At 71.0% G+C, this 9,423-nt stretch carries 8 protein-coding genes; 7 read left to right on the top strand and 1 reads right to left on the bottom strand.

What is annotated here, in order from left to right; translation table 11 throughout:
• From ACZJYS_RS19830 to ACZJYS_RS19805, 6 genes are all read left to right on the top strand, one after another.
• Nucleotides 1-343 (top strand): DUF4115 domain-containing protein (locus ACZJYS_RS19830; protein WP_493180049.1); only part of this gene is annotated, 343 nt, incomplete at its 5' end.
• 125 nt (nt 344-468) lie between these two features.
• Entirely contained in the window at nt 469-1,587 is a 1,119-nt protein-coding gene (gene ispG / locus ACZJYS_RS19825; protein ID WP_109518567.1) for a flavodoxin-dependent (E)-4-hydroxy-3-methylbut-2-enyl-diphosphate synthase, read from the top strand.
• A 5-nt stretch (nt 1,588-1,592) separates the two neighbouring features.
• Nucleotides 1,593-2,918 carry a histidine--tRNA ligase gene (hisS, locus tag ACZJYS_RS19820; protein ID WP_379633837.1) on the top strand — a complete coding sequence of 442 codons (1,326 nt, stop codon included), beginning with the start codon at nt 1,593-1,595 and terminating at the stop codon, nt 2,916-2,918.
• A gap of 91 nt (nt 2,919-3,009) precedes the next feature.
• A complete protein-coding gene (prfA, locus tag ACZJYS_RS19815) occupies nt 3,010-4,065 on the top strand; it encodes a peptide chain release factor 1 (protein WP_109518569.1) in 1,056 nt (351 codons plus the stop codon).
• Nucleotides 4,058-4,939: a peptide chain release factor N(5)-glutamine methyltransferase gene (prmC, locus tag ACZJYS_RS19810; RefSeq protein WP_493180048.1), complete on the top strand. Its 882-nt coding sequence runs from the start codon at nt 4,058-4,060 to the stop codon at nt 4,937-4,939. Before prfA ends, prmC begins: the two co-directional genes overlap by 8 nt.
• Before the next feature lie 328 nt (nt 4,940-5,267).
• Complete coding sequence (locus tag ACZJYS_RS19805; protein ID WP_379652348.1) at nt 5,268-5,624, top strand: DUF4167 domain-containing protein; 357 nt, start codon at nt 5,268-5,270, stop codon at nt 5,622-5,624.
• An 81-nt stretch (nt 5,625-5,705) separates the two neighbouring features.
• Here ACZJYS_RS19805 and ACZJYS_RS19800 read toward each other — a convergent pair whose 3' ends face one another.
• Nucleotides 5,706-6,470 carry an MOSC domain-containing protein gene (locus ACZJYS_RS19800; RefSeq protein WP_493180047.1) on the bottom strand — a complete coding sequence of 255 codons (765 nt, stop codon included), beginning with the start codon at nt 6,468-6,470 and terminating at the stop codon, nt 5,706-5,708.
• A gap of 136 nt (nt 6,471-6,606) precedes the next feature.
• Here ACZJYS_RS19800 and clpB point away from each other — a divergent pair, with 136 nt between their 5' ends.
• On the top strand, nt 6,607-9,174 hold the full coding sequence (clpB, locus tag ACZJYS_RS19795) for an ATP-dependent chaperone ClpB (RefSeq protein ID WP_493180046.1): 2,568 nt from the start codon (nt 6,607-6,609) through the stop codon (nt 9,172-9,174).
• Nucleotides 9,175-9,423: the final 249 nt, after the last annotated feature.

Raw genomic sequence — 9,423 nt, 5'->3', positions numbered from 1 at the left:
ATGGCGGTCAGGCCTCCCGCTTCGGCATGGGGCCGATATGGCAGCACAGCGCCCGCCGGCCAACCGCATCGTGCTGCGCGCCACCCAGGAGAGCTGGATCCGGGTGCGGGAGGCCCGGGGCAACCGCGTGGTGTTCGAGCGGGTGCTGCGCCCGGGCGAGACCTACGAGGTGCCGCAGACCCCTGGCCTGCTGCTCAACACCGGCCGCATCGAGGGGCTGGTGGCCGAGGTGGATGGCGTGGCCTCGCCGGCCTTCGCCGACAATATCGGCGTGCGGCGGGACATCCTGCTGGACCCGGCCCGGCTGCGCGAGGCGCAGCCGGGGCAGCTCCCCACCCGCTGAAGGCCGCCACGAAAGCGTAACACGCCGCGGCCCTGGGAAACGCGGCCCCCGGCAGGTCCGTGACTTGGCCGGCGGGCGCTGTGCTGCCATATCGGCCCCATGCCGAAGCGGGAGGCCTGACCGCCATGTCCTATCGTCCCTACCAGCAGATCCTGCGCCGCAAGTCCCGGCAGATCCGTGTCGGCAAGGTGCTGGTCGGCGGAGACGCGCCCGTCTCCATCCAGACCATGACCAACACCCTGACCCAGGATGCCGCCGCGACCATCGCGCAGATCCGCCTCTCCGAGCTGGCGGGGGTGGATATCGTCCGCGTCTCCTGCCCCGACGAGGAATCGACCGCCGCTCTCGCCGAGATCGTGCGCGAGGTGAACGTGCCGATCGTGGCGGACATCCACTTCCACTACAGGCGCGCCATCGAGGCCGCCGAGGCGGGCGCCGCCTGCCTGCGCATCAACCCGGGCAATATCGGCTCGAAGGAGCGCGTGAAGGAGGTCGTGAAGGCCGCGCGCGACCATGGCTGCTCCATCCGCATCGGCGTCAATGCCGGCAGCCTGGAGCGGCACCTGCTGGAGAAGTATGGCGAGCCGAACCCGGAGGCGCTGGTGGAATCCGCCCTCTGGCACGCCGCGCACCTGCAGGAGCTGGACTTCCACGAGTTCAAGATCAGCGTGAAGGCGTCCGACGTGTTCCTGGCCGTCGCCGCCTACCAGCAGCTGGCCGAGGCCTGCGACCACCCGCTGCACATCGGCATCACCGAGGCGGGCGGCAAGCGCACCGGCACGGTGAAGTCCTCGATCGGCCTCGGTTCCCTGCTCTGGGCCGGCATCGGCGACACGATGCGCGTCTCCCTCTCCGCCGAGCCGGAGGAGGAGGTGCATGTGGGGTGGGACATCCTGAAGTCGCTCGGCATCCGCCACCGCGGCGTCAAGATCATCTCCTGCCCCTCCTGCGCCCGGCAGGGCTTCAACGTCATCAAGACGGTGGAGGCGCTGGAGGAGCGGCTGGCGCATATCGAGACGCCGCTGACGCTCTCCATCATCGGCTGCGTGGTGAACGGGCCGGGCGAGGCGCTGATGACCGATATCGGTGTCACGGGGGGCGGCGCGGGGCGGCATATGGTGTATCACGCCGGCCGCACCGACCACACCGTGGCGGGCGAGAACATGGTCGATCACATCGTGGAACTGGTCGAGAAGAAGGCCGCGGAGATCGCCGCGGCCCCGGCCAGCCAGGCGGCGGAGTAACTGTCTTGAGCGGAATGCAGCCGGTACGCGGCACCAAGGACCTGATCGGCGAAGGCTTCCGCCGCCACCACCACGTCATCGAGACGGCGCGCCATGTCACCACCCTCTACGGGCTGGAGGAGTGGGCGACGCCGATCTTCGAGGCCACCGGCGTCTTCGCCCGCACCCTGGGCGACACCTCCGACGTGGTGACGAAGGAGATGTACACCTTCGAGGACCGCGGCGGCGATTCCGTCACGCTGCGGCCCGAGAACACGGCGGGCATCTGCCGGGCGCTGGTCTCCAACGGGCTGACCCAGGGCGGCCTGCCCCGCAAGGTGTTCTATGCCGGCCCGATGTTCCGCTACGAGCGGCCGCAGAAGGGCCGCTACCGGCAGTTCCACCAGATCGGCGCCGAGATCCTGGGCGCGGCCGAGCCGCTGGCCGATGCCGAGGTGATCGCCTGCGGCTGGCAGATCCTGCAGCATCTCGGCATCGATGACGGGGTGGTGCTGGAGATCAACACGCTGGGCGACGCCACCAGCCGCGACGCCTACCGCGCCGCGCTGGTCGCCTACTTCACCGAGCACCGGGAGAAGCTCTCCGCCGACAGCCAGCTGCGGCTGGAGAAGAACCCGATGCGCATCCTCGACAGCAAGGATGCCGGGGACCGCGCCCTGGTGGCCGGCGCCCCCACCATCCACGAGCACCTGACGCCCGAGGCGGCCGAGTTCTACGCCGCCGTGAAGCGCCATCTCGACCTGCTGGGCGTGCCCTACCGCGACAATCCTCGCATCGTGCGCGGGCTCGACTACTACAGCCACACCGCCTTCGAGTTCGTCACCGACCGGCTGGGCGCCCAGGGCACGGTGATGGCCGGCGGCCGCTATGACGGGCTGGTGCAGGAGATGGGCGGCCCGCCCACTCCCTGCGTCGGCTGGGCGGCGGGGGTGGAGCGCCTGGCGGAGCTGCTGGAGGAGACGCCGGAGGCCAGCCCGCCCGTCGCCGTCATCCCCGTCAGCGCCGCCGAGGAGGCGCCGGCCCTGCTGCTGACCCAGACGCTGCGCGCCTCCGGCGTGCCGGCCGAGATCGCCTACAAGGGCAACCTCAAGAAGCGCATGGAGCGGGCCAACCGCACCGGCGCGCAGGCCGCCGTGATCCTCGGCGAGAGCGAGGTGGCCGAGGGCGTGGTGGTGGTCCGCAACCTGTCGGACGGCACGCAGGAGCGCGTCGGCATGCCCGGCCTGCTCTCGGCGCTGGCCGCCGCGGGCGTGGTGGACGCCATGCTGGAGCAGGTGGTCGAAGGGCTGGAGGAAGGCCTCGGCCCCGACCCGGACGACGCCGAGGACTGATCCCTTCCGGCGCGGCCTCGCGGCCGCGCCGCCGCTGTTTGAACTTTGAATGGCAGGCGGCCACCCGGCCCGCCTGCCATGGACCGATCGCATGAGCCTTTCCGAGAAGCTGGACCGCGTCCTCTACCGCGCCGACGAGCTGCGCGCCCTGCTGGAGACGGCGGATGGCGCGCAGGTGGGGGTGCTGTCGAAGGAGCTGTCCGAGCTGGAGCCGCTGGTGGCGCGGGTGAACGCCCTGCGCGCCGCCGAGCGCGCCCGCGACGAGGCGGAGGCGCTGATGGCCGACCCCGAGATGCGCGAGCTGGCGGAGGCCGAGTTCTACGCCCAGCGCGACGCCGTGCCGGCGCTGGAGCGGGAGATCCGCTTGGCGCTGCTGCCGCGCGACGCGGCGGATGAGGGCAGCGCCATCCTGGAGATCCGTCCCGCCGCCGGCGGGGACGAGGCGGGGCTGTTCGCCGCCGAGCTGTTCGCCGCCTACCAGCGCTACGCGCCGACGCGCGGCTGGCGCTTCGGCATCCTCGACTACGACGAATCCGAGCTGGGCGGCATCCGGGGTGCGGTGGCCGAGATCGAGGGCAGGGGGGTGTTCGCCCGGCTGAAGTTCGAGAGTGGCGTGCATCGGGTGCAGCGCGTGCCGGCCACCGAGACGCAGGGGCGCATCCACACCTCCACCGTGACGGTGGCGGTGCTGCCGCAGGCGGAGGAGGTGGATGTGCAGATCAACGAGAGCGACCTGCGGATCGACACCTACCGCGCCAGCGGCGCCGGCGGCCAGCACGTCAACAAGACGGACAGCGCCGTGCGCATCACCCACATCCCCACCGGCACGGTGGTGGCGATGCAGGAGGAGCGCAGCCAGCACAAGAACCGCGCCAAGGCGATGAAGGTGCTGCGCGCCCGGCTCTACGAGGCGCAGCGCAGCCAGGCCAGCGCCAGCCGCTCGGCCGACCGGCGCGCCCAGGTCGGCACCGGCGACCGCTCGGAGCGCATCCGCACCTACAACTTCCCGCAGGGGCGGGTGACGGACCACCGCATCGGCCTGACCCTGCACAAGATCGACCGCGTCATGCAGGGCGAGTTCGACGAGCTGTTCGACGCGCTGACCGCCGAGGACGAGGCGGCGCGGCTGGCGGCCGAAGGTGTCTGACGCCGGGTGCCCCGATCCGGAAGGCAGCGTCGGCGGCTTCCTCTGCCGGGCCGGGCAGCATCTGCGCGCCGCCGCCATCGAGACACCCCGGCTGGAGGCCCGCCTGCTGCTGGCTGAGGCCATGGGGGTGGAGCAGGCGGCGCTGCTGCGCGAGCCCCGCGCCCCGGTGCCGCCCGAGGCCGCAACCCGCTTCGGCGACCTGCTGCGCCGCCGGCTGGCGCATGAGCCGATGGCCTTTCTGCTCGGCCGCCAGGGCTTCTGGACGCTGGAGCTGGAAGTCTCGCCCGAGACGCTGATCCCGCGCGCGGATTCGGAGGCGATCGTCGAGGCGGCGCTGGCGGCATTTCCCCGGCCGGGGGCGCGCGTGCTGGACCTCGGCACCGGCACGGGATGCCTGCTGCTGGCGGTGCTCTCGGAATGGCCGGAAGCCTTCGGGGTGGGGGTGGATCTCGCCCCCGGCGCCGCCGCGCTGGCGGCCCGCAACGCGGCCGCCAACGGTCTGGGCGGGCGGTCCGCCTTCCTGGCAGGAGACTGGGCCACGGCGCTCTCCGGCCGGTTCGACCTGGTGCTGTCCAACCCGCCCTATATCGAAAGCGCCGCCATTCCCGCCCTGATGCCCGAGGTGGCGGCGCATGAGCCGGCGCGGGCGCTGGATGGCGGCGCGGACGGGCTGGAGGCCTATCGGCGCATCGTCGCGGCGCTTCCCGCCCTGCTCCAGCCGCAGGGCTGCGCCGTGCTGGAGTTGGGGCTGGGCCAGTGCGAGGCGGTTTCCGCCCTTGCGGAGGCGGCGGGGCTTGCGATTCGCGGCTGCCATGCCGATCTGGGTGGCGTCGAGCGGGCCCTGGTTCTGGGCCGCCAAGCGGGGCTGGGCTGAAAAAACCGTTTGGCGGCGGTGCAGCACGCCGCTAGGGTGGCTTTGCGGCCCCGGGCGGATGATCCCCCCGGTTGGACACGCCGGGAAGGCCCATGTGGCGGAATGCCATCGCCCCCCGGCCCCGCAGCGATGCAACTCCATCAGCAAGCCCCCTGGTGCGCTGTGGTCCGTGATGGATCACCTCTCCACCAGATGGCGCGAGCATGAGACGGCGAACGCAACACCGATGAACATGAAACGCATGCGCGGCCGCGGCGGCCATCGCCATGGTGGCGGCGGCGGTGGCGGCGGCGGCGGCGGTCAATTCCGCCAAAGCAACCACCAGCCCATGAACCGCAACCATGTGTTCGACTCGAACGGGCCGGACATGCGGCTGCGTGGCACGGCCCAGCAGCTCTTCGAGAAGTATCTGCAGCTCGGGCGCGACGCGACGGGCGCCGGTGACCGCGTGATGGCCGAGAGCTACTTCCAGCACGCCGAGCACTATTTCCGCATCCTCAACGCCATGGCCCAGGCCGTGCAGGCGCAGCAGGGCCAGGCGCCGCGGCGCCAGCAGAACGGCGCCGACGGCCAGGAAGGCGGCGGAGGAGAAGGGGAGGGCGGCGAGATGAGCGGCCAGTCCCAGTCCGGTGGCTACGAGCCGGACGGCAACGAGCCGGCTGAGCAGCGCGAGACGGTTCAGTAACCCCATTCCTGGCGGGGCGCGGCCATGTGGGCCGCCCTCGCCGGTGGGTTTCGCCGCCCGGCCTCCCGGGCGCGGTTCTCCTCAGGCGGCGGTTTCCAGCGCCTCCAGCGCGTCGCCCAGCGCGGCCTTGCCGCCTTCCACCACGGTGGCGTGCACCCCCAGATCGGCATGGCCGAAATGCTGCCGCAGCAGGCGCGGCACGTCGGCATCCCGCTCGCCCGTCTGCAGGTTCACCTGCGTGGCCGGGCAGCGCACGGTGCGCTTGAACACCGAGAGCCGGGCGCCGCCCAGCAGCACCTCCTGCCCCACCCAGCCGAACTCCGCCCAGGCCGGCAGGCCGGTGAAGTAGATGTTGGCGCGGAAACGCAGCGGGTCGAGCCGCAGGCCGGTGGCCTTCTCGAGCGCCGCGATGCTGGCCATGTTGATCAGCGAGATGCCCTTGGCCTTCTGGTCGGTGAAGGCGTGGCCGGGCGCCTCGGTGAAGCGCGGCGTGCCGCGCGCCTCCTCGCCCAGGTAGCGGGTCAGCAGCGCGGCGATGGCGGCGCGGCCCTCGGCGGTGCGGGTGTCGGCCTGCAGCGGGGCCTCGCCCGGCACGCGCAGCGACAGGATGCCGGCGCGGTCGTCATAGGCGGAGGCGACGAGCGCCAGCCGGGCATTGGCCATCAGGCAGGCGAAGTTCTGCTTGGGCAGGAAACGCGGCGCCGCTTCCTCGAAGGGCGCATCGCCCTGCACGAGCGCGAAGCGGCGGTCATGGGCGATGCATTCGCCGGGGCGCAGCTCCACCGCCTCCAGCGCCTCGGCCGAGAGGCCCTTCACGGGGTAGCGGTAGAGATGCTCGACGCGCATAGGCTCAGCTCCTGCTTTTTTCGCGCACGCGCCCTTGAAGGGCCGTGTTTCCCCATACCACATTCGATCTGACAGCGGTGCCCGGTGTCGCCTTCGGGGGCGTCGGGGCCGGTTGCCTCACCGGAGGGACCATCACATGGACATCGAGAAATTCACCGAGCGCGCCCGCGGCTTCCTGCAGGCGGCACAGACCATCGCGATCCGCGAATACCACCAGCGCATCACCGCCGAGCACCTGCTGAAGGCGCTGCTCGACGACGAGCAGGGCGCCGCCGCCGGCCTGATCCGCGCCGCCGGCGCTGACCCGAAGCCGGTGCTGGAGAAGGTCGAGGCCGAGCTGGCCAAGCTGCCGCGCGTGCAGGGTGGCGGCGCCGGGCAGCCCCAGTTCATGCCCGACATCGTGCGGGTGCTGGACGCCGCGCAGCAGCAGGCGAACAAGGCCGGCGACGCCTATGTGGCGCAGGACCGGCTGCTGACCGCGCTCGCCGCGAGCGACACGCCGGCCGGCCGCGCGCTGGTCGCCGCCGGCGCCACGGCGCAGAAGCTGGACGGGGCGATCGCCGCCATCCGCAAGGGCCGCACCGTGGACAGCGCCAATGCCGAGCAGCAGTTCGACGCGCTGAAGAAGTTCGCCCGCGACCTCACCGCCGCGGCGCGCGAGGGCAAGCTCGACCCGGTGATCGGCCGTGACGAGGAGATCCGCCGCGCCATCCAGGTGCTGGCGCGGCGCACCAAGAACAATCCGGTGCTGATCGGCGAACCGGGCGTGGGCAAGACCGCCATCGTCGAGGGGCTGGCGCTGCGCATCGTCAATGGCGACGTGCCGGAGGCGCTGCGCGACAAGAAGGTGCTGGCGCTCGACCTCGGCGCCATGGTGGCCGGCGCCAAGTACCGCGGCGAGTTCGAGGAGCGGCTGAAGGGCGTGCTCACCGAGGTCGAGAAGGCCGCGGGCGAGATCGTCCTCTTCATCGACGAGATGCACACGCTGGTGGGGGCGGGTAAGGCGGATGGCGCGATGGACGCCTCCAACCTGCTGAAGCCGGCCCTGGCGCGTGGCGAGCTGCACTGCATCGGCGCGACCACGCTGGATGAATACCGCAAGCATGTGGAGAAGGACGCGGCGCTGGCGCGGCGCTTCCAGCCGGTGTTCGTGGGCGAGCCGACGGTGGAGGACACCATCTCCATCCTGCGCGGCATCAAGGAGAAGTACGAGCTGCACCACGGCGTGCGGATCGCCGACTCCGCGCTGGTGGCGGCGGCGACGCTGTCCAACCGCTACATCACCGACCGCTTCCTGCCCGACAAGGCGATCGACCTGATGGACGAGGCGGCGAGCCGCCTGCGCATGCAGGTGGACAGCAAGCCGGAGGAGCTGGACGAGGTGGACCGGCGCCTGCTGATGCTCAAGATCGAGCGCGAGGCGCTGAAGAAGGAGGAGGACACGGCGAGCCGCGACCGCCTGGTTCGGCTGGAGCGCGAGCTGTCCGAGTTGGAGGAGCGCTCCAACGCCATGGCCGCGGCCTGGCAGGCGGAGAAGGACAAGCTCGGCGCCGCCCAGAAGGCCAAGGAGGAGCTGGACCGCGCCCGCACCGAGGTGGAGGTGGCGCAGCGCAAGGGCGACTACGCCCGCGCCGGCGAGCTGACCTACAGCGTGATCCCGAAGCTGGAGCGGCAGATCGCCGAGGCAGGGGGCGAGGGCGGCAAGCTGGTCAACGAGGCGGTGACCGACGAGGGCATCGCCGCCGTGGTCAGCCGCTGGACCGGCATTCCAGTGGACAAGATGCTGGAGGGCGAGCGCGCCAAGCTGATGCGCATGGAGGACATGCTCCGCCAGCGCGTGGTCGGCCAGGAGGAGGCGCTGGAGGCGGTGTCGAAGGCAGTGCGGCGCGCCCGTGCCGGGCTGCAGGACCCGAACCGGCCGATGGGCTCCTTCCTGTTTCTGGGGCCAACCGGCGTCGGCAAGACCGAGCTGACCAAGGCCATCGCCGGCTTCCTGTTCGACGATGAGAAGGCGCTGCTGCGGATCGACATGTCGGAGTACATGGAGAAGCACGCGGTGGCCCGGCTGATCGGCGCGCCCCCCGGCTATGTCGGCTATGAGGAGGGCGGCGCGCTGACCGAGGCGGTGCGGCGCCGGCCCTACCAGGTGATCCTGTTCGACGAGGTGGAGAAGGCGCATGAGGACGTGTTCAACGTCCTGCTCCAGGTGCTCGATGACGGGCGGCTGACGGACGGGCAGGGGCGGACGGTCGATTTCCGCAACACCCTAATCGTGCTGACCAGCAATCTCGGCTCCGAGATCCTGGCGGCGCAGCCTGAAGGCGAGGATGTGGACCTGGTGCGCGGGCAGGTGATGAACGTGGTGCGCAGCCGCTTCCGCCCCGAGTTCCTCAACCGGCTGGACGAGATCGTGCTGTTCCGGCGCCTGGCGCGGAAGGATATGGGCTCGATCGTGCAGATCCAGCTTGGCCGGCTGCGCCAGCTGCTGGAGGACCGCAAGATCACGCTGGAGCTGGACCCGTCGGCGACCGACTGGCTGGCCGAGGCGGGGTACGACCCGGTCTATGGCGCGCGCCCGCTGAAGCGGGTGATCCAGCGCAACCTGCAGGACCAGCTCGCCGGCCTGCTCCTGGAGGGCCGCGTGACCGATGGCAGCGCGGTCAAGGTGACGGCGGGTGTCGAGGGGTTGGAACTCGCGGTGTAGGTTTTTTGAACCGCCTGCGGAATTTCCGTTAAACCTGTTTGACAGGGATGGGAGCCGGACGTAAAAGCCGGCTCCCGACGCTGAGGCGCTTCGAAAGAAACGGTTTCAGCGAGGGCGCCAAAAAGATTTGGCGGGGCGGTTGACGGGGCCGGAGAGCGGCGCTAGATACCCCACCCCGCCAGGAACTCTGGCGAGGTTGAGTGAGAGGTTCATGCGGCAGATTGCTGCATCGCACTGCAAAGCTCAAGC

Source organism: Roseomonas sp. TS2 (assembly GCF_058833935.1).
Note: the sequence above shows the minus strand (reverse complement) of the source record. Positions and strands in the feature narration are given on the sequence as shown.

What these genes read in the sequence shown, in the direction of transcription:
- prfA (WP_109518569.1), top strand. Translation starts at nt 3,010, where the DNA reads ATGAGCCTTTCCGAGAAGCTGGACCGCGTCCTCTACCGCGCCGACGAG.
- ACZJYS_RS19805 (WP_379652348.1), top strand. Translation starts at nt 5,268, where the DNA reads ATGAACCGCAACCATGTGTTCGACTCGAACGGGCCGGACATGCGGCTG.
- ispG (WP_109518567.1), top strand. Translation starts at nt 469, where the DNA reads ATGTCCTATCGTCCCTACCAGCAGATCCTGCGCCGCAAGTCCCGGCAG.
- clpB (WP_493180046.1), top strand. Translation starts at nt 6,607, where the DNA reads ATGGACATCGAGAAATTCACCGAGCGCGCCCGCGGCTTCCTGCAGGCG.
- ACZJYS_RS19800 (WP_493180047.1), bottom strand. Translation starts at nt 6,470, where the DNA reads ATGCGCGTCGAGCATCTCTACCGCTACCCCGTGAAGGGCCTCTCGGCC.